General features: G+C 40.7%; 22 protein-coding genes and 1 riboswitch. Of the genes, 6 read left to right on the forward strand and 16 right to left on the reverse strand.

The genetic code is table 11. The features are described from left to right. Nucleotides 1–9 precede the first annotated feature (9 nt). The 6 genes from BIV59_RS11210 to BIV59_RS11235 all read right to left on the reverse strand — a co-directional run bounded on the left by BIV59_RS11210 (nucleotide 10) and on the right by BIV59_RS11235 (nucleotide 6,314). Nucleotides 10–777 (reverse strand): 3-hydroxyacyl-CoA dehydrogenase, encoded by a 768-nt coding sequence (locus BIV59_RS11210; protein ID WP_071351573.1) that lies wholly within the window; start codon nucleotides 775–777, stop codon nucleotides 10–12. A gap of 179 nt (nucleotides 778–956) precedes the next feature. Next, the gene (locus BIV59_RS11215; RefSeq protein ID WP_071351574.1) at nucleotides 957–1,880 is read right to left on the reverse strand and encodes an HD domain-containing phosphohydrolase; all 924 of its coding nucleotides are present in this window, start codon (nucleotides 1,878–1,880) and stop codon (nucleotides 957–959) included. Nucleotides 1,881–1,979: 99 nt separating this feature from the next. Next, nucleotides 1,980–2,552, reverse strand: a complete 573-nt coding sequence (locus BIV59_RS11220) for a hypothetical protein (protein ID WP_071351575.1) — start codon at nucleotides 2,550–2,552, stop codon at nucleotides 1,980–1,982. A 199-nt stretch (nucleotides 2,553–2,751) separates the two neighbouring features. Next, on the reverse strand, nucleotides 2,752–4,416 hold the full coding sequence (locus tag BIV59_RS11225) for an acyl-CoA dehydrogenase family protein (protein ID WP_071351576.1): 1,665 nt from the start codon (nucleotides 4,414–4,416) through the stop codon (nucleotides 2,752–2,754). Between the two features lie 3 nt (nucleotides 4,417–4,419). Then, nucleotides 4,420–5,934, reverse strand: a complete 1,515-nt coding sequence (locus tag BIV59_RS11230; RefSeq protein WP_071351577.1) for a class I adenylate-forming enzyme family protein — start codon at nucleotides 5,932–5,934, stop codon at nucleotides 4,420–4,422. After that, nucleotides 5,931–6,314 carry a MerR family transcriptional regulator gene (locus BIV59_RS11235; RefSeq protein ID WP_071351578.1) on the reverse strand — a complete coding sequence of 128 codons (384 nt, stop codon included), beginning with the start codon at nucleotides 6,312–6,314 and terminating at the stop codon, nucleotides 5,931–5,933. Before BIV59_RS11235 ends, BIV59_RS11230 begins: the two co-directional genes overlap by 4 nt. Nucleotides 6,315–6,497: 183 nt before the next feature. Between BIV59_RS11235 and cidR the strand changes: the two genes are divergently transcribed. The 3 genes from cidR (at nucleotide 6,498) to BIV59_RS11250 (ending at nucleotide 8,508) form a co-directional block, all read left to right on the forward strand. Then, nucleotides 6,498–7,382, forward strand: coding sequence for a cidABC operon transcriptional activator CidR (gene cidR / locus BIV59_RS11240; RefSeq protein WP_170846137.1), 885 nt, complete (start codon nucleotides 6,498–6,500; stop codon nucleotides 7,380–7,382). Nucleotides 7,383–7,593: 211 nt separating this feature from the next. Further along, a complete protein-coding gene (locus BIV59_RS11245; RefSeq protein ID WP_071351580.1) occupies nucleotides 7,594–8,109 on the forward strand; it encodes an acyl-CoA thioesterase in 516 nt (171 codons plus the stop codon). A 27-nt stretch (nucleotides 8,110–8,136) separates the two neighbouring features. Next, entirely contained in the window at nucleotides 8,137–8,508 is a 372-nt protein-coding gene (locus BIV59_RS11250) for a hypothetical protein (RefSeq protein WP_071351581.1), read from the forward strand. Between the two features lie 49 nt (nucleotides 8,509–8,557). On the opposite strand, the gene BIV59_RS11255 is transcribed toward BIV59_RS11250, so the two are convergent. The 6 genes from BIV59_RS11255 to BIV59_RS11280 form a co-directional block, all read right to left on the reverse strand. After that, entirely contained in the window at nucleotides 8,558–9,280 is a 723-nt protein-coding gene (locus BIV59_RS11255; protein WP_071351582.1) for an amino acid ABC transporter ATP-binding protein, read from the reverse strand. Beyond that, entirely contained in the window at nucleotides 9,277–9,936 is a 660-nt protein-coding gene (locus tag BIV59_RS11260; RefSeq protein WP_071351583.1) for an amino acid ABC transporter permease, read from the reverse strand. Before BIV59_RS11260 ends, BIV59_RS11255 begins: the two co-directional genes overlap by 4 nt. A 61-nt stretch (nucleotides 9,937–9,997) precedes the next feature. Further along, on the reverse strand, nucleotides 9,998–10,813 hold the full coding sequence (locus tag BIV59_RS11265; protein ID WP_071351584.1) for a basic amino acid ABC transporter substrate-binding protein: 816 nt from the start codon (nucleotides 10,811–10,813) through the stop codon (nucleotides 9,998–10,000). 294 nt (nucleotides 10,814–11,107) lie between these two features. Then, complete coding sequence (locus BIV59_RS11270; RefSeq protein ID WP_071351585.1) at nucleotides 11,108–11,338, reverse strand: excisionase family DNA-binding protein; 231 nt, start codon at nucleotides 11,336–11,338, stop codon at nucleotides 11,108–11,110. A gap of 26 nt (nucleotides 11,339–11,364) precedes the next feature. Continuing rightward, on the reverse strand, nucleotides 11,365–12,384 hold the full coding sequence (locus BIV59_RS11275) for an AI-2E family transporter (protein ID WP_071351586.1): 1,020 nt from the start codon (nucleotides 12,382–12,384) through the stop codon (nucleotides 11,365–11,367). 258 nt (nucleotides 12,385–12,642) lie between these two features. Next, nucleotides 12,643–13,299, reverse strand: a complete 657-nt coding sequence (locus BIV59_RS11280) for an exonuclease domain-containing protein (protein WP_139194354.1) — start codon at nucleotides 13,297–13,299, stop codon at nucleotides 12,643–12,645. 200 nt (nucleotides 13,300–13,499) lie between these two features. Continuing rightward, a riboswitch (PreQ1 riboswitch) is annotated at nucleotides 13,500–13,544 on the forward strand. Nucleotides 13,545–13,553: 9 nt separating this feature from the next. Between BIV59_RS11280 and BIV59_RS11285 the strand changes: the two genes are divergently transcribed. Continuing rightward, complete coding sequence (locus BIV59_RS11285) at nucleotides 13,554–14,045, forward strand: QueT transporter family protein (RefSeq protein ID WP_071351587.1); 492 nt, start codon at nucleotides 13,554–13,556, stop codon at nucleotides 14,043–14,045. 70 nt (nucleotides 14,046–14,115) lie between these two features. Here BIV59_RS11285 and BIV59_RS11290 read toward each other — a convergent pair whose 3' ends face one another. The 3 genes from BIV59_RS11290 to BIV59_RS11300 form a co-directional block, all read right to left on the reverse strand. Then, nucleotides 14,116–17,682 carry a hypothetical protein gene (locus tag BIV59_RS11290; RefSeq protein ID WP_071351588.1) on the reverse strand — a complete coding sequence of 1,189 codons (3,567 nt, stop codon included), beginning with the start codon at nucleotides 17,680–17,682 and terminating at the stop codon, nucleotides 14,116–14,118. A 174-nt stretch (nucleotides 17,683–17,856) separates the two neighbouring features. Then, the gene (locus tag BIV59_RS11295; protein WP_071351589.1) at nucleotides 17,857–18,063 is read right to left on the reverse strand and encodes a hypothetical protein; all 207 of its coding nucleotides are present in this window, start codon (nucleotides 18,061–18,063) and stop codon (nucleotides 17,857–17,859) included. Nucleotides 18,064–18,209: 146 nt separating this feature from the next. Then, nucleotides 18,210–18,419 carry a spore germination protein gene (locus tag BIV59_RS11300; RefSeq protein WP_139194355.1) on the reverse strand — a complete coding sequence of 70 codons (210 nt, stop codon included), beginning with the start codon at nucleotides 18,417–18,419 and terminating at the stop codon, nucleotides 18,210–18,212. A 168-nt stretch (nucleotides 18,420–18,587) separates the two neighbouring features. Here BIV59_RS11300 and BIV59_RS11305 point away from each other — a divergent pair, with 168 nt between their 5' ends. Then, nucleotides 18,588–19,343: a DUF2087 domain-containing protein gene (locus tag BIV59_RS11305; RefSeq protein ID WP_071351590.1), complete on the forward strand. Its 756-nt coding sequence runs from the start codon at nucleotides 18,588–18,590 to the stop codon at nucleotides 19,341–19,343. Between the two features lie 109 nt (nucleotides 19,344–19,452). Further along, nucleotides 19,453–19,794 (forward strand): GIY-YIG nuclease family protein, encoded by a 342-nt coding sequence (locus tag BIV59_RS11310; RefSeq protein ID WP_071351591.1) that lies wholly within the window; start codon nucleotides 19,453–19,455, stop codon nucleotides 19,792–19,794. A 114-nt stretch (nucleotides 19,795–19,908) separates the two neighbouring features. On the opposite strand, the gene BIV59_RS11315 is transcribed toward BIV59_RS11310, so the two are convergent. Further along, nucleotides 19,909–20,694, reverse strand: a complete 786-nt coding sequence (locus BIV59_RS11315) for an SDR family oxidoreductase (protein WP_071351592.1) — start codon at nucleotides 20,692–20,694, stop codon at nucleotides 19,909–19,911. Nucleotides 20,695–20,920: the final 226 nt, after the last annotated feature.

Consider the following 20,920-nt stretch of genomic DNA (forward strand, 5'->3'; position numbering starts at 1 on the left):
CAATATTAGTTATTTAGGCTGCATCCTGATGGCCCCGTCCAGCCTGATTGTCTCGCCATTTAACATGGGGTTCTCTATAATGCTTTCAGCGAGTTTGGCAAATTCAGCAGGCATTCCCAATCTTTTGGGGAACGGCACCGTTTTGCCAAGTGCAGTGCGGGCTTCCTCGGGCAGCCCGTCAAACATTGGAGTAGAAAATAAACCAGGGGCAATCGACATTACCCTGATTCCGTATGGTGCCAATTCCCGGGCAATCGGAAGGGTCATACTGACAATTCCTCCCTTAGAAGCGCTATAAGCCGCCTGGCCAATTTGCCCTTCAAAGGCTGCTGCAGATGCTGTATTAATAATGACTCCCCGTTCTCCCCATTTATTTTCTTCATTATGTATCATCTTCTCCGCTGCAAGGCGGATCACATTAAAGGTTCCAATTAAGTTTATTTCAATGACTTTTGAGAAGTCTGCAAGATTATGTGCTCCCCTTTTCCCCACCGTTTTCTGGCCAATTGCTATACCTGCACAATTGATAACAGCTTGAAATGAAGAGAACTTATCTATAGCTGCTCCTATTGCTGCGGTCACTTTCTGTTCATTTGTAACATCCGTTTCTATGAAAAATACAGCATCCCCCAATTCTTTCTGCAATCTTTCTCCCTTCTCAATGGAAAGATCAAGAATGGCTGCTTTCCCGCCCTTTTCAACAATCTTCCTGACTGCCGCTTCACCAAGGCCAGAAGCACCGCCGGTTACAAGCGCCGAGCATCCTGCTATCTCCATCACTGCCTCCTTGAATATTAAATTTTCTAAATCTTTAGAATACATCTTTATTTTAACTCAATCCAAACATACCTGCATAGAATAAAGTTTTTAAATTTTAATTACAGCTAATCAATAGCTAATTGATATCCCTGTAATCCTTTTGAACTAAAAAAAGACACAAAAATAAGCAAGACAGGCTACTCTTCCCGCTTGCTTTCAATCTTTCCTTCTTCTATAAGCACCTTTTCCAAGGCATCAACTATTTCAGGGTCATAATGAGTGCCTGCCATGCTCTTAATTTCGTCCATGGCGTATTGTGCAGTATGGGCCTTCCTATACGCCCTATCCTCTGTCATTGCATCAAAAGTATCACTTACCGCAATGATCTTAGCCTGAAGAAGAATATCATCACCTTTTAAACCATGTGGATAACCTGATCCGTTTAACCTCTCATGATGCTGTTCAATGATCTTCGCAAGATGCTTATAGCTGGTTTTCATCACCATATCTGCACCATCACCCGGATGCTTTTTAATAACATCAAATTCTTCTTTTGTGAGCTTGCCAGGTTTATTGAGGATCTCAATCGGAATGTTGACCTTGCCGATATCATGAAGTTCTGCGGCTAGGTATAACATCTTAAGCTGTTTATTTTGCATATTTAGGACCTTTGCAATTTTCACAGAATATTGTGCTACCCTTTCGCTATGTTTAAATGTATATGGATCTCTATTTTCTGCATCATCAATTAGCTTTCTCAAATTAGCTATATCTGAACTAACTTCATAAAAAGCAGGCTCTGTTATTACCCAAAGATAAGTTACATCTGTTTTTGCCTCAAAGTAAACGACCCGTTCCAATCCTTGTGCTGAATAGGAATCTTTCGGACCAAGTGGAACCTTAATCCCATCTTCGTCAAGTTCAATATTACCGCTTAATATATAAATAAATTCCATAACTTCTGGATTATCTGAAGGGTATAAATAGAACATTTTATCCTTTTTTATACTTTGAAGCATTATTTCTACTCCGTCTCCTTGCTCTAATAAGCTTAGTTCAGTGGAGTTTTTTTTTACCTTTTCTAAATAAGAGCCTTTTTTTATTACTTTTAAACCTTTCATATCAGCTCTCCCTTTCGAGCAAAAGTAAAATGGGTTCCGAAAACAGAACCCATTTTTACTTAATCTTACCTTATTCAGCTATTCATTCACAAGAACATTTTAGTGGCCGACTACCTGAATCGGGTCAATCCATACTAATTTGTGGGCAATTTTCACCAGTTTAAGTTCACATTGTGCAGATACGCCTAATTCAGCTGCTTCTTGGATGGCATTTGCAGTGATATCTGAAGTAAGTGTGTCCAAGGCAGAAATCAATGCATTCAAATTGCTGTTATATTTTTCAGTTAGGCCAGCAAAATCACTTGATTTTTGCTTAAGGCTGTTTTCAGATAAAGCAAGTTCATTATCAATAGGAGCAAGTTCTGCTCTGATAGAATCAGCTTTTGCTGAATCAGTTTCAGCAACCAATGCAGCTTCTAGCTTAGTTTGTTCATTTCTCAGCGAGATAAAAGCGTCTGCGCCTTCAATGCCTTTGATATCTTCAAAATAGTTGCTTTGAAGTTCGTCAGCTGCCGCTGAGGCTTTTTGTATTTCATTATCGATTTGGGCATTTTTTGCATCAATCAGACTCAAGGCCTTTTGTGTGTCGGTATTCTCTGCAGCAAATGCTCCTGAGCCAAAAGCCAATGTTAGAAAAACGGTAAATAAAAGCAAAGCACTCTTTTTAAACATTCTATTCCCTCCATGTCTGCATAACAAAATCCTATCCAAGTTTATCATTCTATCAAAAGGAAGAAAGCGCCTGCAGATTTTCTAGTATTTTTTACCATTATATCCTTATTTCCACTGTTTTTCTACATAATTTTACTTTCTCCAAAACAGACAGAATTATCTATTTTTTTAAAGCAATCAGAATCTAGCAAGATACTTATTATTGCCGGGTGCTTAAAACAATTTCCTCAAAATATTCTACAGTCCTTAAGTTATCCTTTAAAGTAAATGAATTCTCCCAGGTTTCTTCTATAAAGACCTCCATCACTTTTATAGCGCGTCCTCCATTTTTATGAGCATATTCAAGGGCTATGATGCTTTCAAAGATTTCTGTCATCCGTTTAGCTATTTTCTTTGCATGAAAGGTTTTTTGATCATGTGTGGCGCTGCTTAACGCATCCAGCTGTTGTCTCAGCTCTGAAATTGCGGATGACACTGGAATGGTCCATTTCTGCGATATTGAGGATACAGCTTCAAGCCTTCGCTCCATTTCTGCAATAAATATGGTATGTGCCCCGGATTTTTCAATGAGCCGAAGCACTTCAAGGCCCAAAATATTGGCCGTTCCCTCCCAAACAGTAAGCACTTGGGCATCGCGAAGCAGCCTGGGGGTCACAAAGTCTTCAATAAAGCCGTTTCCTCCGTGCATTTCAATGGCTTCGTGTGCGAAATGAATAGCCTGCTCTGCTGTTTCCTTTTTTAATAAAGCAATATATAAACGGTTAAGCACCCTTGCTTCCTGGCCGGTTTGATTTTTTCCGCCCATGACTTCATCAAACAGCGGCAAGTAAGTAAAGACTGCCCGCATTTCTATCTCATGCTTCACAGCCAGCTTCACAAGTGAATCCTTCACCATTGGAAAGTCAGTGAGAGTCTGGCCGAATGCCCGCCTGTTCAGGCTATACCGCACAGCCTCCTGGTAAGCACGGCGCATAATTCCAAGTGATGCAACTGCATTGCAGACTCTTGATAGATTAAGAGCCTCCATCATATAATAGAAGCCCTTTGAAGGATCTCCCACAACAAAAGCCTTCGCTCCATTAAATTCAACCTCGGCAGAAGGAACAGCCCGGACACCAAGCTTGTCTTTCAGCCTCCGGATAGATATCCCATTCAATGTGCCATCTTCTTTTCTCCAGGGAACCGCAAAAAGGGTCAGTCCCCTGCTTCCGGAAGGTGCTCCCTCTTTCCTTGCAAGCACCATCGCTACCCCGCACATTCCTGCATTTGAGGCAAAATACTTTTCCCCGTAAAGCAAATATTCATCACCGTTTCTGATTGCTTTCGTTTCATTTGCGCCTACATCCGAACCTCCCTGCCGTTCTGTCAAAAAGGTAGCCCCTTCATACAAAGGCGCCTCCCCTGTAGACAGCACATGGGGCAAAAAGCGGCTTTTCAGCTGTTCACTTCCGTAATGGCTAAGCAGGTAAGCAGTCGCCATGCTTAAGGTTACAGGGCAATAAAAGCCCGGTTCTGTCTGTGACAGGAGATATCCCTGGGCATAAGAATAGATATAGTTCCCTTTTTTCTGCAGCTCAGGCACGGGTTTATGGACATACCCCACGATGCCGGTTTTATAGGTGTCTTCCACAGTTTTTTTATACCCCTCATTTACCCGCACTTCAGAGATATCCTCTCCGTAAGCGTCATATTTAATTAACTGCGGCTGTCCTTCACGATCTGTATAACGGGCACGTTCATCAATTTCATTGGCACATATCCGTCCAAAATCTGATAATTGCTCATTGGCATAGGCATAGAAGTCAGGGGCAAGCAGCTCCCTCAGCAAATCTTGGAATATAGGGTCATCAGTATAGAAGTTCATCCATCATACCTCCAATTGCTTTTTTCTTAATACCTGCTTCAGTACCTTGCCAGTCGCGTTTCTTGGCAGAGCCTCACAAGTTTCATACAGCCTTGGCAGCTTAAAGGCAGCAAGCTTTCCATATAAAAATTCCTGAAATTCCTCCTGGAGGTTTTCCGGTTTTTCCGACATCACCATAACCGCTTTCACCGTTTCTCCCCATTCAGGATGAGGCACACCAATGACTGCAGCCTCTATAACAGACGGATGCTTTAGCAGCTCTTCTTCAATTTCCTTTGGATACACATTTACTCCGCCTGAGATGATGACATCCTTTTTTCGGTCGATAATCCACACATACCCGTCCCGGTCCATCCTTCCAATGTCGCCTGTACGGATCCACTTTCCAAAATAAGCATGGTTCGTCTCAGCTGGATCACCATAATATCCTTTCATATTACCTTCACTGTATAAGAGTATTTCCCCCGCTTCACCCACACTGACATCATATCCTGAATGATCAGCGATACGGAACTCCGTGCCCAGTGCCCCCCGTTTCCCTATGCTTCCCGCCTTCTTATCGTGATCTTCGGGCAGCAGAAGCATCCCTGTAGGGCCAGACTCCGTTAATCCATACACACAGTAGAGATCCTTGGTCTGCAGCTTATCTTGAATGAATCTAACATCCTTTTCAGGAAGCGGTGCACCTCCGTATACCCAGCACTTCATCGATGCAAGGTTATATTCTGCAAGCCCCGGCTGTTTTGCCGTAAGCAGATAGGCTACAGGAGCGCCGAAAAAGTGAGTGATTCTTTCTTTTTGAACCAAATTCAAAAGAAGTTCCGGGGTAAAGACTTCAGATAAAACATGAGCAGCGCCTGCATAGGTTCCTGCTACAAGAAATAAATGCAAAGGAGCAGAGTGACTGAGTGGCATCATGTGCAGGATTCTGCTTTCTGGTTTATAACTCATTTCCACACACATCATTATGGCGGCAGCTAAGATATTGCGGTTTGTAAACAGCACTCCCTTTGGTTTGCCGGTTGTACCGGAAGTATACAGGATGGCAGCTTCATCATCTTCAGAAAGAGTGCATGCTATTTCGGAGGTATCTCCCTGCTTAAGAAGACAGTCAAAAGAGCGCCACCCTTCCTCCTGTTTTCCTGTTTTTATAGAAATCAGCGTTGGATGGCCGGCAAATGCCGCTGATTCTTTCACGCTATCGTGAATGATTACAGCACTGGCATTACAATTGGAAATAATATATTCAAGCTCGATTACAGACAATTTGGCATGCACCGGGACAACGATAGCCCCCAGCCGCTGAACTGCAAAATAACTTATGACAAATTCAAGGCAGTTAGGCAGAATAAGGACCACTTTATCCCCAGCGGCAATTTTCAGCTCCCTTAAGGAAGAGGCGAGACGATTAGAGTATTCATTAAGCTGTTTATAGCTGATTCTTTCTTTATTTATTATGACTGCTTCCTGATGCGGGTATTTCCTTGCATTCCTTGACAGCAATTCAGAAACATTCATATATTTTCTCCCCTTAGCATCATAAGTTTTTCTTTGAAATCAACCATAAGAAGGCTGATTTCTTCTTTTATTTCCTCTAGCTCCTTAATCCGCTGAGTCACCTCCTCCAATTTTTGCTCACCATAAACAACCGTCCTTTCAAGCTGCTGTATTCCAGTCCTGTCCTTATCAAACAGCAGCACCATGTCCTTAATTTCTTCAAGCGAAAAACCAAAGCGCTTTCCCCTAAGGATCAATCTTAGAAGCGCATATTCCTTATTCGTGTAGATTCTGTTTCCATTAGATGAACGCTTGGGCTGAAGCAATCCAAGCTCTTCATAATAGCGTATTGTCCGCGAAGTCAGTTTAAATTCCCTTGCAAGGTTTGTAATTGTATACATGGAAATACCACTCTTTATCCAAATTTTGTTATAAATATCATAGCATTAACGTTAACGTAAATATCAATAGGCGAAATCAATTAATTTCTAAAAATTCATGAAAATTTGTTTGTTTTATAAAAGAGGGATTACAAGGTAGAATAAGTACAGATATTAATGAAAGAATTTAAGCGGGTGAAAGCATTGGATATCAAGCATTTGCAATATTTTATTGAAGTCAGCAATTATAGAAGCTTTACTCGTGCTGCCGATCATTTGTTCATCACACAGCCGACAATCAGCAAAATGATTAAAAACCTGGAAAACGAACTTGGTGTAGAGCTTTTTGACCGCTCAAAGAAAACCCTGACTCTGACAGACGCAGGGCGTGTTGTGCTCGAACAGGCTAAGCTGATCGATAAAGCTTTCCGAAACCTGGAAGTCGAAATGGAAAATTTGCTGGAACTGAAGAAAGGCCATATTCGAATCGGGCTTCCGCCTATCATTGATCCTTCCTTCTTTCCGGAAATCATGGGCAAATTTCATGATAAATACCCAAGCATTACCTTTCAGCTAGTTGAAGAGGGCTCAAAAAAAATCGAAGAATCCATAACAAATGATGTCCTGGACATTGGTGTCATTGTTCTTCCGGCTAAAAACAATCAACTTCATTCTTTTTCCTTTTTAAAAGAAGATATTAAACTGATCCTTCATCCCTCGCATCCTCTCGCAAATGAAGCAGAAATCAATCTTTCACAGCTCAGCGAGGATTCATTTATCTTATTTAATAAAGATTTTGTCCTGCGCGACTTGATAATTTCCTCCTGTAATCGTGCCGGATTCAATCCATCTATACTTTCAGAAAGTTCCCGATGGGATTTTATTGAAGAAATGGTTGCATGCAAGCTTGGTGTTGCACTTCTTCCGGAAAGCATCTGCCGGAACCTTCATCAAAACGTGCGTGCCGTTAAAATATCCGAGCCATCAATCAGCTGGAACCTTGGTTTTATCTGGAGAAATGGACAGTATCTTTCCTACGCAGCAAAAGAATGGCTAAGATTCACCCAGGAGCTTCTTGAGAATAACTGATATGGGCGATTTCCAAAAGAAATCGCTTTTTTCAGGTATTCTCATTTTTTATAATTGAAAGCATTTTCATAGATAAAAGCTATGGAGACAATAAATATTAACCATTTTACTTCCCGATTGCCTGAGCGTACACTTTAGTAGTGAAAGCCCTGTCTTTACGGGTTTATTTACCTTTTCATTTATGTATTTCACCAGGAAAGGATGTTTGAACATGGAAAAAAAGAAAGCAAGAGAAAGCCGCATTGTAAATACTGACCAGGTACTGTCCTGCGATTTAAATAACTATAATACCCTTTTTGGCGGAGTGCTTATGAAAAAGCTCGACACTGTTGCGACTTTATCTGCCAGAAGACATTCAAGAGTAAAAGAATGCGTGACAGCGTCTACTGATTCTATTGACTTTTTATGCCCGATTCACCAAACTGATTCTGTTTGTGTAGAATCCTTCGTTTCTTATACGGGTACAAGTTCAATGGAAATTTTCTGCAAAGTCATTGCTGAAGATATGATTACTGGCGAACGCCGTATCGCAGCAACAGCATTTTTAACTTTTGTAGCTCTTGATGAGAATAAACGGCCAGTGCCTGTTCCGCAGGTTGAGCCAGAAACAGAAGAAGAATGGCTTGTTTTCAATACAGGAAGCGAAAGAGCAGAAGTCCGTAAAGCAAGAAAGAAAAAAAGCAAAGAATTAGCGGCGTTAATTCCTTTAAACAAGCCTTGGGATTGATAGCTGAATCTGAAAGGAGCAGATATTATGATCTCATTATCAAGTGTTAATGAACTTGAGACAGCAAATGATGCCCTTCAATCGTTTAAAATGCAAAGCCCAGCTTTTTTCGAAAAGCTTCTTCATGTCGTGAGCCTGACGCGTGCGCTGCATTTTAAATATCAATATATGGGAAGTTTAATTGTGGATGGCGAAAAGACAGTAAGCTCACCGGAATTTGTGAGACCCTCTGTTATACAACTGTATCAAAATGAAGTTCAGCAGCTTAAAAAGGATGCAGAGTTTCAGACCTTAAAAGAAATATTCACCCGCTATCAGACAATTGGGTTTGCTAAACTCAGTTTATTGATATTGGGCAATAAACCAGAGTCTTTATCAGGGGCTGTGGTCATCAAATAAAAACACGCTTCGGCTGGCTGCAGCTGCTGGCGTGTTTTTTTAATAGTATTTATAGCACCTTGCTCAAAAACGCTTGTGTCCTTTTTTCTGCCGGACTGCCAAAAAGGTTTTCTGGAGTATCTGCTTCTATCAGGCGGCCTTCATCCATAAAGATGACTCTGTCTCCGACTTCTCTTGCAAAACCCATTTCATGTGTAACAACCACCATTGTCATCCCTTCTATTGCAAGCTGCTTCATCACGTCCAGAACCTCCCCGACCATCTCAGGATCAAGAGCAGAGGTCGGTTCATCAAACAGCATGATTTTCGGCTTCATTGCCAGGGCCCTTGCGATGGCTGCACGCTGCTTTTGCCCTCCAGATAAAGAATCAGGGTAGGCTTCTGCTTTATCGGAAAGCCCGACCTTCTTTAATAATTCCAGCCCAATTCTTTTTGCTTCCTCTTTCTTCAGCTTCCTTACCTTTACCGGTGCCAGCATAATATTTTCCAGAATTGTTTTATGCGGAAATAGGTTAAAGTGCTGAAATACCATTCCAACCTCTGTTCTTATTTCATTGATATTCACTTTTTTGCCTGCTATATCTATTCCTTCTATGTATATATGTCCATCTGTAATGGTTTCAAGCTGGTTGATGCATCTTAGGAATGTTGACTTTCCTGAACCAGACGGGCCAATAACTACTGCCACCTCTTTATGGGCTATGCTTGCCGTAATTCCCTTCAGCACTTCATGATTACCAAATGATTTCTTTAGATTTTCTACCGTTATCATGCTGTCTTTAACCTTCTTTCAAGGTAATGTAATATAACACTCATCAGCAGTGTTAAAACAAGGTAAATAAGCGCGGATGTCAGGTAGGGCTCCCAAACCTTGAAATATTGGCTGCCCATGGCCCTTCCCCAGTACATAAGCTCTGGTGCAGCAATGACAGAAGCCAGCGAAGAATCCTTAATCAGTACAACAAATTCATTTCCAAGCGGCGGGATCATCCGTTTAAAGGCCTGAGGCAGAATGACAAATTTCATTGTCTGCGCATGTGTCAGCCCCAAAGAACGTGCTCCCTCCGTTTGTCCTTTGTCTATTGATTGAATCCCTGCCCGGAATATTTCAGCTATATACGCGGCAGAGTTCAAGGTGAGGGCAAGAATGGCTGCGGCGACAGCATGTGTTTCACCTGTAAATAATGGTACAACACCGAAGTGTATCAATAACAGCTGCACCAGCAGGGGTGTGCCTCTAAAGAAAGTGACATAGCATTGAAACGGAAATGCCAAAATGCGGCTGCGCAGCATTTTACCGAGGCCGATCAATAAGCCAAGAATTGTTCCAAGTATAATCGAAGCCAATGACAGACCGACTGTCAGCAGCGTGCCCTGCCAAAATAACGGGGCGTACTCCATAATAATATCCCAGCGAAAATTGCTCATTTTAATCCTCCTATATGAAAAACTGCGTAACCTGTCTCAACAGTTACGCAGAGCTAGCGTTTTACTTTTTCTGCTGAGCTTTTAGCGTTTCCATATCCGGTTCGCTGCCAAGCCATTTTTTATAAATTTCCTTGTACTTCCCATTTTCAAAAACTTTATTAAGAGCTTTATCAAAATCCGGCTTTAATTTGCTTCCTTTTGGAAACATCATTCCGTAAAACTCCTTGGAAAAGTTAGAGCTATCTTCAATGACAGCCAGGTTTTTGCCGGGATTATTCTTGGCATATGCTTCAATGACAGCATTATCAGCCACTACCGCTGCTGCCCCTCCGCTATTCAGTTCCATGATGGCCAGGTTGTTATTATCGAATTTTTTAATATCTTTATTATTTTTTCCAAGCAGCTTTTCTGTAGCTTCTGCCCCTGTTGTTCCGCTTTGGACAGCCACTTTCTTCCCTTTTAAATCGAGCGCGTTTTTGATGGTGCTCTTTTCAGGGACAAGTATTTTGTTGGTCGATAAGAAATATGGATTGGAAAAATCATAGGTTTGCTCCCTGTCAGAGTTGATGGTAATAGCAGATAGACCGATGTCCGCGCGTTTAGAATCGATTTCTACAAATAATGGATCCCATCCGACGTTCTCCACCTTTACTTTGTAACCTGCTTCCTTTGCAACGGCCTGAATCAAGTCCACATCAAAACCTACTATCTTGTCTTTATCCAGATACTCGAACGGTGAATAAGCAGCATCTGTCACGACCCGCAAAGTTTTTCCCTTAGTATCTTTTCCGTCGCCGCTGACATCAGACGACCCGCAGCCTGCTGCGAGAAATAGTAATGAAGAAATAATAAGCAGTGCTGTAATCCGTTTTTTCAACGTATTGCCCCCTTTTTTTCTGAGTATATGCTTTAAAGCCTCTGTTTTAACATTGAAGTTATAAAATTCAGTATTTTCTATTAATGGTAATTATACGTTAACGGGTTTTTAGATACAATCTAAATTTAATAGGTTTATATGAGGAAAAAGAGGAATTCTGATATTTAATAGAGGGATTCTGCAATTGAATGGACTCACACTCAAAAGGTGAAATACTGGATCGAAGATGGAGATTCATTTGCCTGAAACCTGCCAAAAAGGCCTTCCATTAGTTTGGAAGGCCTTCTGCTGCGGTTAATCTTCATCCTTTATATCAGGATCTTCAGGCAATGGTTCACTGTTCCACTCTGCCAGCTGTTTTTTATATTTCTCAAGCTGTTCAAAGTGTGTTTTAAATTGCTCTTTGTATACCAAATGCTGTTCACCATCAAAAACGGTACGTATTTTGTTTTGATGAATCAGTTTTTCTATCATCACTTCTGTCATTGAAAGGTATTCTGCTGTTTCTTTGACGGTAAGATACACTCTATTCCCACCTCTTTGGTTTTTGCCTATGTTAATCTATCGTCTGTAACCTCAAGCATATCCAGTATGAAAATAAAAATCGGAATACCAATAATCAGCCCCCATGTTCCAAGGAAATGCTCAGAAAAGATGAGCACGATAAATGTAAAGAAAGATGGAAGATTTGTTTTTGCCGACATGAACTTCGGATTAAGGATGTAGCTTTCCAGAGCATGCAGCACAATGATCATAATAATTACCGCAACGACTTTTGTAATCCCGCCGATGCTATAGGCAATGACTAAAAGCGGAACAAGTGAAATCAGGACGCCGGCAACAGGCACAAGCCCAAGGAAAAAAATCATGAGGCCCAGCCCGATCAGCTGCGGAAATCCTAAAATCCATAGAACAATGGTAGAAACAATGGCATTTGTGGCAGCGATGATAAACTGCACTTCAATCACTTTGCCAAAGGAATTAACAAACTTGCTTCCAAAGTGGGCAATGTTAATGAAGAAGTCACTAAATTTTCCATGCTTGAATTTTGTTGTAAAAGCGATGATTTTATTCTTCTCAAGCAGGAAGAACAAACTCAGCAAAATTGCTAAAAAGATCTGCAAAGCCAGCTTCCCGATATCGGATAAATATATGTATAGTGCATTGACTTGCTTTTGTACGTCAAGAGGAGATTTGAGCCTGTTGATATTATCAATGATCCATCTGATCGCCCTGATATCCGGAGGATGCTGATAAAAGTGCAGCATCTGCTTGACAAGCTCTGTAATCTGCAAAGTAATGACCGGAAGATATTTATATAGAACGATTCCAACCGTGGCGACAACAATTATATATAAGGTACTGATGACAAATTTCGGGCTTATATTGATGATTTTTTTTAAATGCCGTGTTATAAAGCTTTGCATCCTTCCCATAAGAAAGGTGAAAATGAACGTAAATAGAAGCAAATTCAGCATTTTGCCTATGCTAAATAAAAAAACCACCAGTATAAACAGCGTAATCAGCCTTGAAAATCCTTTACTTTGCAAATAATCTTTAACTGCACTCATTTTTCTACTTTATCTCCTTCTGACATATCACTTTTAAAAAAAATTTCCCTATTTACATCTTACACATAATCAGCCCTAAGCACTACATTAAGTATGAAAATACATTAAAATTTTTTCAATGTTCAAAGAAAAAGTAACCCGAAGAAATCGTCGCCTGGTTTATTGCACCAAGGAGACTTGCTGCCTGTGACGGGATATAATGCATAAAAAAGAGAGGCTCAAAAATCCGCTAATTGATGGAGTTTAAGAGCCACCCTATTAAAAGCTGAAATGATCTCCTGTTTTCCTGGTTCCTGATTTCCTTGGAAATGAACTTGTACTCTTTTGAGATGCAGGTTTATATTTCTTCATGTGGCCGCGTTCGAGTACTTCTTTTAGATAGGGGATGCCGCTCGGATTTTGCTGTTTAAGAAGCTCAAGCAGGTAGGTGATATCGTCAAGGGCCCTATGTGTCTGATGATTTGCTATTTTATGGAATTGAAGAAGTGTCAGCAGCTTGCTGTTAAGAAATCCGTATTCCTTCCAAGGCACCCCTCTCATCGTACAATGCCACTTCATCTCATTTATTTCTGGGTACATATGATAAAGGAAGCTGCGGTCAAACGATGCATTATGGGCAAAAACCGTATCTGCCTTAGCAAACAAACCGGAAATTTCTTCATCATAAAAGCTCTTTCCTTCCACTGATTCAAAAGGAATTCCATGTATCTTATAAGCACTGCTGTAATTTTGTCTTGCAGAATATGATAATGGCTCTCTTAAATACGAAGCCTCTTGGACTATATCCAGAACCTCACCGCTATTTGCATCATACGAAAACAGCTTTAAGGCAAGCTCAATGATTTCATCGCTTTTTGGGCTTAAGCCAGTTGTTTCGACATCGACCACCAAACCAAGATTTTTTTGCAGTGTCAAATTCATCATCCCTATTTCATAATATTTCGCGGGGCAGGCCGGCATGAATCAAAGTTTATTCTACTATACTAAAATTTCCGGATTCATTTCTACTTTTTAGCCTAAAATTAATTTCAATCAAACATTTCCTATGCAATTATAACCAATGTATTGACGGAAACATTCATTTTACTATACTATTACACTTTGAGTGTTAATAAACTAACGTGGTTCGTGACCCTCCCACGCAAAAAAACTAAGGAGAATAAGAGATTATGAACATTAAGCCCATGGTCGCCAACAGCATCCTGGCCGCCTTGTATATTGCCGTCTCATTGGCCATTGCGCCATTTGGATATGGCAGCATCCAATTCCGAATTTCCGAGATGTTTAATCATCTTGTTGTGTTCAATAAGAAATTCTTCCTGGGAATCATCCTGGGTGTTATCATAACCGACTTCTTTTCGCCAACGGCTGCCTATGACTTGATTTTTGGAGTCGGGCAATCAGTGATAAGTTTGCTGATTGCGATACTGACTGCACGATTTGTTAAAAATGTGCTGCTCCGCATGTTTATAAATACCATTGTTTTCACGATTACAATGTTCCTTATCGCACTGGAGCTTCACCTGGCCATTGGCCTGCCGTTCCTGCTGACCTGGCTGACAACTGCGGCGGGAGAATTTGCAGTCATGCTCGCGGGTATACCCGTTATGCTATCGCTTAACAGTAAGGTGAATTTTAATAAGCTTATTGAGCGCAATTAAGCCGAAGTGCATTTAGTGATAAGTCATGATAAAGAAGCAGGAATCAAAATGATTCCTGCTTCTTTGTTCATTATTTCCATTTACTGAACCAGTTTTTTATCTTCATTTTATTCTTATCAAGAAGTTCTTTCGAGGTTGTATGCTCCCTTTGCTTTTTCCATTCCAGAAAACTCGCGGCAGCTATCATCAAAATACCGCCAATAATCAGATACAGCCACCACGGGAGATTGCCCCACATAGACTTTGTATTCATATATACATTGAATACAAGAACTGCTCCCCCTGACAAAAAATACGATTTATACTTCATGAAAAATCCGGTTAAAATGGAGGCAAGAGAAATGGCGCCAATTACAATGGCATCATTTACTGTATTGCCTGCCATACTATCTGCCACTAAAATCAAAAAGACGAATGCAACAATCAGCAGCTCAATCAGCTGCGAGGTTTTTCCATAATAGAATATCTTCCTGAGCAGAATCGAGGAAATCACCATGACCGGTATTAATAGTACTTCCATGGATAGTATCTCAGGAACAGGTATTTGTTCCATAACAAGATAATAAGGATAGAGGCTTGCAGTAAATAATGCCGCCATATAAATTTTTCTTTCCATTTGTCCTTCTGTCCACATTCTGATAATCCCAAAGTAAGCCGCTATCAGACAAGCTGCTAGAATTTCCAATGTGGTGTATCGGAATACAGATGATACTAGTCTAACCTGAAGGCTCAACAAAAACAGCCAGCCAAATATACGGTACGCATCAACAAATGTTTTTGATGCTTCTCTTTTTATCAATCCCTTAAAGCGGCTTCTGCTCAAAAGCAGCATGATTGCTGTTAAGCTTAAAGTAAGGCCAATCCCCCCGCTGACCGGCAAGCTGCTGCCATAATTCGAAAAGAATATAAGAGCCAGCAATAAAGGAAGCGAAGCAAGGTTTTCCCACTTTCTCTTCATCAGGAGATACAGCGTAAAGGCCAGGAAAACAGCTGCACCCCCTGTCCAGACAACTTCCATCTCCTGCGGAAAGCCTGCTGTATAAGATTCCATCATGTACGCTGCACTTGTCAGCAACAGAAATGGAATTAAATACCACTCGATTATATTCTTCCATGTTTTAAACACAAACCATAAAACGATAATGATTGCCGCTGTAATGGACATTGTAACCGAAGTAAAATAATCCATTTTTTGAACTTCCCTGAAAAATAAGCATACCTGCAAGTAAAGGGCTGCAAATCCCGCATACGCAAAAATAAACCTTTCGCGATTGATCACTGTCCTTGCTGCACACAACGGGTAAAGCACCAGTACAAACAGATATAAAAACGGTGAAGCACCAGTCACAATGATCATCAGGCAGCCTGCTGGAATAGCTGCTAGATTGAGCAGATGGCTGTACCAGAAGAAATACAGCTTTCCGCTTCGTGAATACCTGCCTGCAATTTCACTGATAAGATAAAAAAACAATGGAGCTGCAAGGCAGCATGCAATTGTGTAATTCTGATTTTTGAAGTCAAGGGCGTCCAATATATATCCATAGGCCCCAGATCCCGTAAATAAAACAGCCAGCCATAGATAGTGCCTTTGATATTGACGGACGGATAAAATATTTATCATCGTTGCGGCAAGCATTAAACCTGCAGAGCCATACGGATTTAAGCCATCTGTATAAATCAAAAGATGTGAGATGAACGAAAGAACTTGCCCGCTGATAAAAAATACCGAAAAATAGCCGCTGTATGGTTTTCTCAGCAAAAACCCTGCGCTAATGGCTATTAGGGCCGTCATCATTAAATGCATACTTGCAGCAATATGGCCATCATACCAGGCGCTTTTCTCCGTTAAGTACAAATAAGACAGAAGCAGAGATAAACAAGCACTGACTGGAAAACCATATCGGCAAACTTCGCGAGCTGCCTTCTGTTCCTTTCCATAGGCAATAAAGAATAGTGCAGAAATCACTAAAAGGAACAGACAAGCTGTTAGCCACTCTTCACCCGCCACTTTTGCCAAAGTGAGAAGGAAGATGAGGCTTCCTTCAATATATAAGGTGCTTTCCCTGAATAAGCGCCATCTATTACTTGTATTAAACAGATAGCCGCCAGCAAATAAGACTGCTGAAAAGGCAAACATCATAGTCAATGTTTGTGAAATGGTAAAGTGATTAGCCATAGCCAAGTCATAGAGTGCAAGATTAATAAGCACTGCTGCCGGATAAGTGAACACCTTGTTTGCTGTTAAAAGCGCAATTGAAACAAACTGTGCCATCATGATAAAGAGTGCAATTGCCATTTGAGCATAGTTTTCTTGAAAAAAAAGACCATTCATATAGATGAAAACCAATGCTGATGCAATCATGCTTGTGTAAAGAAAATCTGTTGATAAAGGATGCTTGTTCCTTGACAGCAGCAGCCAAATTACCGCAAAAATGACTGGAAGCAGCCCTATTGCAACAATGTCTGCCTGTTCAAGGAAAGACGTGTAAACTAAGTGGAAATATCCATAGCTAAATAATGCACTGAAAACATAATCATAATATTTGCCTTTGTATTTCAAAGATAATATCAAGAATACGAGTGAAGATAATAGTACAGACATGGAATACAGCCAGTTGCCTTCAAATAAAGTTAAGATCACAAAGGTTTCAGCTATAATCTTAAATTGGATAAATTGAAATATATATGACCGGAATATTTGCAGGACTTTTCTTGTTTTAAGACTACTCACATTCCAAACCAGGAGCAGATTGAATACTGCTAATAGGAGAAATAACATCTCCATCGAAGGTGTAATGAAGGATAATCCAAAATAACTTGTTGCTGCAAATGTCGCAAGCGAAATAAAAATAAACACTTTCGACTTAAAAAAAGCGGCGATTTTATAGTAGATAAACAAACACACCAGACCGCCCATAAATCCAAGAAGCCCTCTTCCTTCTCCCTGAAGCGATAAGTACTCTCCGAAAATTTTATAATAGGAAGCTGACAAAATAGCGATTGGGATAAACATCCCGGCCAATGTCAAAAACGCAAAAGCAGTTTGTCTGATTTTCAGCTTCGCAGAGATAAATGCCATAACAGCAAAGAAAACCGATACCAGACTTATAAGTGAAACCTTAAGAACAGAATTTAAAGCCCCCCATGTGGAAGTGGCCAAAATAAGCCCGCCAAATAGAAGAAAAACCACTCCAGCTATCAAAACTGCTGCAATGTTTCTTTCCCTGATTTGTTCAGCCGTTTTTGCAGGCTTAGCAGGTGCCTGCTTGCTGAGGGCTGCAGAATCAGGTACCGCTGTTGGATTCTTCTCTTTTTCGTTTATCTCGGGATATTTCCGTGTTTCTGCCGCGATATTTACCTGCGGCGTTTTGGCGGCCAGATTGACGGGCTGTTCACTGTCAGCTCGATTTGTATCAGTGCTGCTTGCAGGCACATCCTGACTATAGTTTTCGGCCTTTTGGCTGTCCTCCTGCATCGCCTGATGTAGTACCTGATTATAATGCCTTTCATATGCGCTGCCGATTCTTATGTAATCTGTTTTCGGTATAAGTCTTTTTTCTCTTAGAATATCCAGCTCTTTATGAAACACTTCTCTTTTCTCGGCTAATGAAATTTTTGATCTTGATAAATCGCTCATGGAGGACCCCTTTCACCTGCTAATTAATGGAAGAAATTCACTGCTTTAATTCTACCATATCAAATCATAATGATGTGCGGGATTTCTGTATCCAAGAAATCCCATACTCACTTGCGGCTAATTAGGCTTACTTCATTTTATCTCCATCAAGAAAGATTTTAGAATCTAAAGGTATCACTCATTTGCAGGACTTGGCGGGATATTCATTTCAATTTGTCTTTGTGTGTCAATGGGTGTTCTATTTGGAACCTGGCTTGGATAGTTTACATCATTAGGGACGTTTTGTTTGCCTCGATCATTGTCATCAATCCCCTTGTTTTGGCTGCATCCACCTGCAGCTATTAAAAACATCATACACATGCCCAGTAACTTTCTCTTCATTCCTTCTCACTCCTTTCTAAAAAGCCCATTTATCCGTTTATTATCGTCTCCAAAGTTCTTCTTTATTATCATTCCGTAAAAGTCATTATCGGGTAATTAGGCAAAAAAAAGAGCCCAGCCAAAAGGCGGGCAAACTGTAACTGTTCTTAGCATGCTGATGGCTGGTCAACCACACTCGAATTTTCCCCATTTGTAATGCTGAAAAGATTATTATTGGTTATGAAGCCCCCGGAGTTGTTGGAGCCTGAGCCGTGAAAATTTTTGGAAGTGGATTTGGGTGAATTGTTAATCGAGTTCCCGAATTGAACTGTTGCTGAACCGCCAACGTTAATAATCTGAATAGGCATATTGCACATATAGGTCACTTCCTTCGATGTATGTGCGGGTTAATGTAGGGTATGCTTTTTGTACAGTTTTGGGAACATGCGGATTATATTGACATATATTAAACGTAGTTATAAAATATTTGCTATATAACAAACAAATTTATTTTTTGTTTATTTAATCTTAAAGAAGGTGATATCTTGGAATTATCCGATTTATTTTGGAATGCTTCGCTGCAAGAGCTTAAGCAGGGGTATATCCCAAAAAATGGTTCGTATATTTGCCTGTTATGCGGCGAAAGGACTGAAAACGGAGTCATATATCAGCACGAAAGCATTTTTTATGAAGCACAAAGATATATACGTGTTCATATCGAGATGGAACATGGTTCGGTTTTCAATTATTTAATACATCTTGATAAGAAGCTGACAGGGCTGACCGATCACCAAAATCATTTGCTCGGCCTTTTTTATCAGGGGAAAAATGATAAAGATATTCAGCAAGAAGCAGGCATTGGAAGTACATCGACAATCCGGCATCACCGCTTTGCCTTAAAGGAAAAGGAACGCCAGGCAAAAATATTTCTGGCCATGATGGAATTGCTGAAAGAAAAAGACCAGCATGCCCCTGCTTTTGTCTCCCCCCACAAAACGGCGAAAATGATTGATAGCAGGTACGATATTACACAGGAAGAACAAGCTGATATTATCCGCAAATTCTTTCCTGATGGAACGGACAGGAGATTAAAAAGGTTCCCTTCCAAAGAAAAGCAGCGTTTAGCCGTTTTACGGGAAATCGCGAACAGGCTCCAAGCGGAAAAGGTATATGATGAAAGGAATTTAAATCAGATTCTCAAGGAAATGTATGATGATTATGCAACAATCAGAAGATACCTGATTGAATATGGATTTATTGACCGCCATCCTGATGGAAGCGAGTATTGGCTGAAAAAGTAGACTTCCGGATGGGGCTTACCTTTTACTGGGAGTTCCCTCTCTCGAAACATTAAACCCCGGTTATACTTCCGGTCGATGCCGGTTAAGCAAGAGTACAGGAGGAAAAAGTATGGACCGCAAAAAGGAACTGAAACAGCAGTATAAAGAAATAACCATTGAAGCCGGTGTATACCAAATTAAGAATACAGGAAACCAGAAAATTTTCGTGGGCAGCACCCGCAATTTAAAAACTCTTAATGGTGTTTTATTCAGTCTCGAAAATGGCGTGAATTTCAATAAAAAACTGCAGGCAGAATGGAAGGAATTCGGCAGGAATGCCTTCACAATTGAGGTGCTGGAGGTATTGAAAAAGAAAGACGTCCCTTATTATAACGAGAAGGAAGCACTGGGTGATCTTGAGAAGAAATGGCTGGAAGAGCTGCAGCCATTCGGTGAACGGGGATACAACTAACATATAATAATGAGTATATGAAATACGCCGTACACTGCAGATTTAAGTTTCAATGCTAAAGTGAAATATTTAAAAGGCGCCTGGCCAAGGGCCGGCGCCTTTTTAAATCATGATTTAAATGTTCATGTTCCAGCGTTCTTGTTCTGTTTTCTTCAGCTGTTTTTCCGTTTCCCCGGGATAGACGGTACGGAATTTATGTTCATCAGCCGGAATGATTTCAATCATTTTTTTAATCATATCTTCTGGATCAAATTGATTCTTCAGCTGCTCATCTTGTTTTTTCATATCTTCTTTGTTTGTAAAGTTTTTTTCTTCATCATACCATTTATATTTTTCCTCTGCGCTTCGATCATTAAAACCAGTATTGAATGCTCCTGGATTAATTGTAGCCACTTTCACCCCAAACCCTTCAAGCTCTGCCTTTAAGGTCTGGGCAATACCTTCAATCGCATGCTTTGTGGCTGTGTAAGGCCCAACATATGGTGTTGCAGAAATGCCTGCCATCGAGCTCATGAAGATGATTTTTCCGTTTCCTTTCTTCACAAGCTTTCTTGCAGCTATCTGTACTGTTTCAAGCGTCCCAAAAACATTCACTTCGAAAAGTGCACGAAATCTGTCCATTGGCACCTCTCCAAGAGGTCCTCCTTCATTGATCGCAGCATTCGCTACAAAGACGTCAAAATCATAGTTTTCAATCTGCTCTAGATCCCGCGGATTGGTAATATCAAGTTTAAAAACATCCATGTCCAGGCCCTTTTCCTCTGCTTCCCTGAGGAGATCCGTTTTCTGGGAAGTCAATTCTGTAGTGGCAATTACATGATGCCCCTCACTGGCAAGTCCCAGCGCAGCCCCTCTTCCAAGCCCTGTACCTGCACCAGTAATGAAAATTGTTTTAACCATCTGGCATTCCTCCTGTTGAAATCATCTACCAGATTCTTTTTTCCCTTTAGGCAGCAGCATAAACCTTTAAAACCTAGTGGTCCCCTTTTGTTCTGGGTATTACAGGTGAATTTTATTACACTATTGATAGATCCCGAAAAATGAAAAACACCCGGTTTCTCAACCTGAGTGTTCAGTGATTATTTAAATGATACCGCGAACATATTCTTCCTGCTTACTTGGACCA

Source organism: Bacillus sp. MUM 13 (genome assembly GCF_001866725.1).
Classification (GTDB): domain Bacteria; phylum Bacillota; class Bacilli; order Bacillales; family DSM-1321; genus Peribacillus.